General features: G+C 57.6%; 3 protein-coding genes. All 3 read left to right on the top strand.

The window, feature by feature from the left end; translation table 11 throughout:
* Window positions 1-160: 160 nt before the first annotated feature.
* Complete coding sequence (locus PHP59_RS11935) at window positions 161-2,314, top strand: methyl-accepting chemotaxis protein (protein ID WP_300167287.1); 2,154 nt, start codon at window positions 161-163, stop codon at window positions 2,312-2,314.
* A gap of 15 nt (window positions 2,315-2,329) precedes the next feature.
* Complete coding sequence (locus PHP59_RS11930; RefSeq protein ID WP_300167285.1) at window positions 2,330-2,800, top strand: chemotaxis protein CheW; 471 nt, start codon at window positions 2,330-2,332, stop codon at window positions 2,798-2,800.
* Window positions 2,801-3,057: 257 nt separating this feature from the next.
* On the top strand, window positions 3,058-3,608 hold a 551-nt coding region (locus tag PHP59_RS11925; protein WP_300167283.1), incomplete at its 3' end, for a PAS domain-containing protein.

Below are 3,608 nucleotides of genomic sequence, written 5' to 3'. Positions count from 1 at the left end.
TCTTTAAATAACATACCGAGTAGATGATCACCTATCCCGGAGTGCGACGGTCCGAGACCGACCGAAGCCCGATGTCTGACCCCATGCACACACGGCACCCTCCGGTGATGGGATATGGCGAGAATCGCCCTCCAGAGCAAAAAGCAGACAGGAGATCATCATGCCAGAGAAAGAACCCACCATCGAAGAATGTCAGAAAAAGATCACCAGACTGGAGAAGGAGATCAGGAAAAACGAGAATCTGGCCGCGGGCATGGACCAGATCCCCCTCCCGGCCCATATCATCGACACCGACTTCAACGTCCTCTACATCAACAGGGCGGCCGCAGACCTCCTCGGGAAAAAGCAGGACGAATGCATCGGCAAAACCTGCTATGACCTCTACAGGACAGGCCTCTGCAACTCAAAGGACTGCCCCTGCCATGTTGCGATGAAGGAGGGGCAGACCAACACCATCACCAACGACCTCGGGGACGGACGGGTGATCAAGTGCACCGGCGCCCCGTACAGGGACGGCAGCGGCACGATCATCGGGGCCGTCGAGTACTTCCCCGACGTCACAGGTGAAGTCAGGATGATCAAGGACCTCCTCGGCGTGGCCGACGGGATCAGAAACGGAAACCTCTCAGTCAGGGCAAAACTCGACGGTGAGGGCGAACTCCTCCAGATCGCGAAAGGTGTCAACGAGATCATCGACGCGATCATCGAACCCCTCCCGCCGACTATCGCCGTGATCGACCAGATCGGGCGGGGCGAGATCCCGGAGAAGATCACAGCCGATTACAAGGGGGACTTCAAGAAGCTGAAGGAGAGCATCAACTGCTGTGTCGATGGGCTTGAGTCCCTCAAGGACTGCAATGCCGTCCTCCAGCGGATCGCCGCAAATGACTACACGAAAAAAGTCGAGGGGCAACCGGTCGGCGTCTATGCCGACATCGCCGACGCAGTGAACACCGTCCGCGAGCGCCTCCTCGTCGTCCTCAGGGTCGCCACCAACATCGCACAGGGCGACCTCTCCGACCGCGAGGAACTCAAGAAGGTCGGGAAGCGGTCAGAGAACGACAGGATGCTCCCGGCACTGATCGGGATGGGCGAGGGCCTTGCAGCCCTGGTCAGGGATGTCGAGATGCTCGCACAGGCAGGTCAGGAAGGGAAACTCTCTGTCAGGGCCGATGTCTCCCGTCACCGGGGCTCCTTCGCCGAGGTGGTCTCCGGAGTCAACGGCCTCCTCGACGCCATTCACAAACCTCTGGACGAGGGGATGCGGGTCTCGGCGGCCATCGCCGACGGCGACTACACGAAGACGTTCTCCGGCGACATCGAGGTTTCCGGAGAATTCAAGCGCTTCAAAGACTCCTTGAACCAGATATCGGTCAATGGCAGCGGCGCGTTCAGGCGGGTCAAGCAGGCAGCCGAACAGGTCCAGCTCGGCACCCTCGAAGCGAGCAAGGGCGGCGACCAGATCGCCAAGGCAGCCGAGCAGGTGGCCCTCACCAGCCAGAGGTGCGCCGACCTTGGCAAGAAGACCCTCACCAAGATGGAGGAGATCACCCAGAAGTTCAGCGACCTCTCTGCCTCGAACGAAGAGATCGCCAGCACCTCACAGGAAGTCCTCGAAAGGGCGCAGAATGTCGCCGAGGTGGGCAGGGACGCGGAGAAACTCGGCAAGGAGGCCAACACGAAGATCACGGTCGTTGAAAAGATCGCCAACGAGAGCGTGATCAACATCACCCAGCTCAACCAGGAGATCCACGAGATCGATAAGATCGTGAAGCTCATCACCGACATCTCGAACCAGACGAACCTCCTCGCCCTCAATGCCGCGATCGAAGCGGCACGGGCGGGCGAGCACGGCCGCGGCTTCGCCGTCGTCGCGGGCGAAGTGAGGAATCTTGCAGGCGAGTCGAAGAAGGCGACGAACGACATCGAGAACCTCATCACATCCATCCAGGGGAAGAGCGAGAAGACCGCCTCGAACATCAGTTCGGCGAACACCGAGATCTCGGCAAGCGTCGAGAGCGTGAACAAGGCGATCGTCGCCCTGAACCGGATCGTCGAGGGCGCGGTCTCGGTGACCCATGACATGGGCGAGATCGCCAAGGCCATTGAGGACCAGGCGAACACGAGCAATGCTGTCGTCCAGATCGTCGAGGACGGCAACAGCCTGACGAGATCGAGCCTCGAACAGATCGAGGATCTGGCCGCCCTGGCAGAGGAGACGAGCGCCTCGACCCAGGAGATCAACAGCGCCACTCACGAACTCCACGAACTGGCGGCCGATCTCGAAAAGCAGATGGACAGATTCAAAGTCTGAAGGTGGGGATAGACCGTGGTAAAGACCATCGACGTCGTGGAGTTCGAGATCGGCGGCACCAGGTACGCCCTCGACATCCTCATGGCACGGGAGATCGTGGAGATGATCCCGATCACCCCGGTACCCCTCGCACCCCCCTATATTGCCGGGATCATCAACCTGAGGGGCGAGATCACGAACATCATCAACCTCAACACCCTCCTCCAGCTCCCCGACAGGGGAGAGGTGATGAACAGGAAGATCATCGTCCTCGTCCCCGAGGTCGCGGGAGGATCCAACCTCGGGATCATCGTTGACGACGTCCATTCGGTGATGCAGGTCTCCGAGGACGACGTGGAGACGATGGACGCAACGCTCTGTCACGAGGCATTTGTGAAGGGGATCATCAAGATCGGTGAAGACGGGGGCGACGACGCCGGGGCCAAGGGCCTGGTGATCTGGATCGACATGACCAAGGTCCTCGGGAACCTTACCGCCGCGGTCTGAGGCAGACTGCGGCGGGAGATGGTAACCATAAGTGGAACATAATTCAAAATAAGATATATTTTTTGAGGATAAGTAAAGAAATTAAACAATTGCCAATATTCAAAATTAAAAAATAATATATATAAGTACACGCAAGTACGTACCTGACACCCCGAACTGATGCGCACACCGGCTGATTGTCGGGTCCAGAGATCGCACCCTATCATTTTCAGCGTATCGCACACAAACGGGGCGTAAAAAGACCAGAAGGAATCGCAATGTCCGATATCAAGGAAATTATCGAAATACTGGAATGTGCTTCAGAGGGGGATTTCTCCCGCACCATCGATGAGAAAGATGTCGAAAAGGCCATTAAGCCATTGATAGAGCCCCTCAAGGCATGCCTCATAAAGATGGCGGAGACGGAGAAGAAGAGGGTACATGATGCCCATGACCTCAAGAACTTCAAGGACGCGATCTACCTGAACCCGGCCCCGATGCTCTTCATGGACCCGGCCCTGAACGTCCTCGACCACAATGACGCCTTTGTCGAAATGAGCGGCATCCCGCACGAAACCCTTGTCACCATTAAAATGAGCGACTTCAAGGCCACCATAACAAGGGGAGAAGGGATCAGGGAGTGCATCAGGACGAAGTCCCGCAACTTCGCTGAGGCAACCATCGAAATGCCGACAGGCACCAAGACCATAGACCTCCATAACATCCCCTTCCTGGACGAAGACGGAAAACTCCAGTCTATCCTCCAGGTCTGCATGGACAGGACCGAAGTAGAGGAGGAGAAGAAGGAGGTCGAACAGTTGGTCCGCGA

Source organism: Methanofollis sp., from assembly GCF_028702905.1.
Lineage (GTDB): Archaea > Halobacteriota > Methanomicrobia > Methanomicrobiales > Methanofollaceae > Methanofollis.
This window is presented reverse-complemented; position numbering and strand designations above follow the sequence as displayed.